Source organism: Caballeronia terrestris (genome assembly GCF_001544515.1).
Classification (GTDB): domain Bacteria; phylum Pseudomonadota; class Gammaproteobacteria; order Burkholderiales; family Burkholderiaceae; genus Caballeronia; species Caballeronia terrestris.
This window is the reverse complement of sequence record NZ_FCOL02000466.1, coordinates 1-1,134: the sequence shown is the minus strand read 5'-3', so window position 1 is coordinate 1,134 and position 1,134 is coordinate 1. Positions and strand designations below refer to the sequence as shown.

At 59.9% G+C, this 1,134-nt stretch carries 1 protein-coding gene and 1 pseudogene; both read left to right on the top strand.

The genetic code is table 11. The features are described from left to right. A pseudogene (locus tag AWB67_RS38300) lies at positions 1 to 540 on the top strand (ABC transporter ATP-binding protein); the annotation flags it as partial. After that, positions 537 to 1,134 (top strand): HlyD family secretion protein (locus AWB67_RS38295; protein WP_125477893.1); only part of this gene is annotated, 598 nt, incomplete at its 3' end. The pseudogene AWB67_RS38300 and the gene AWB67_RS38295, both read left to right, overlap by 4 nt.

Here is a 1,134-nt window from a genome sequence, read left to right as displayed (position 1 = left end):
GTTGAGTGTAATCTCCGGCATCCTGAGACCGGACTCGGGCGATGTGATCGTGGATGGCACGGATTTGTGGAAGCAGCCGAACGATTCGATCGCCGACTTTCGGCTGAACCGCATCGGATTCGTGTTTCAGGATTACCACCTCTTTGGACGTCTCACGACAGCCGAGAACGTTGCTATTCCGCTTATCCTCAAGCGGCGCGCCTGGGACGATGCGCTCGCCGAGGCGCTTAAATACCTCGAGATCGTGGGACTGACGAGCCGAGCCCAATTGACACCTGTGAAGCTCTCTGGAGGCGAGCAGCAGCGTGTGGCCATCGCGCGCGCGATCGTGAGCCAACCGGACATCCTGATTCTCGACGAACCCACTGCGTCGCTCGATGGCGATACGGGCCGCAACATCATCGAATTCGTCAAGCATCACGTTCTCAATGAGCATCGTTGCATTGTGATCGTCACGCACGACAGCCGCATCTTCGAGTATGCCGACCGCATATGGAGGATGGCCGCCTGACTCATATCGAGCGGGGCGGGGCGCGATGAAGACAAAGATCGTGTTCGCGATGGCGTTCGTGGGATTTCTAGCCGGTATCCTGGCGGCATACGTGTACGGGATTCAGCAGCCACCCCAGCCACCGGTGTTCAACCCTGCATCGAACCCTTATACGCGTGGCGTTTACGCGAACGGGATCGTTGAAAGTGACCAACCGGCGGGGGAAAACGTAAGCATCTACCCAGATGTCACGGGTGCTGTCACGCGCATCTTCGTGCATGAAGGGGAGCAGGTACGCTCAGGGACGGTGCTGTTGACCATCGAAAACTCGGTGCAGCGCGCGAACGCGGCCCAACTCGCGGCGCAGGCCGACGCTGCGGCGACGCTGCTCGATGAGCTGAAATCGCAGCCGCGTCCGGAGACCCTCGATATCGCGAATGCGCAAGTCGGTGCCGCTGCCGCGAGCCTCAAGATGTCCCAGGATCAATTCGATAAACAGCAACGCGCGTTCGAAATCGACTCGAAGGCGGTCAGCAGGGACACAATCGATAACGCAGCGAACGCGCTCAAGGTAGCGCGCGCCAATCTCGAGGTCGTGACGCGCCAATACCGGCTTACGCGCGCGGGTGCGTGGGTGTATGACC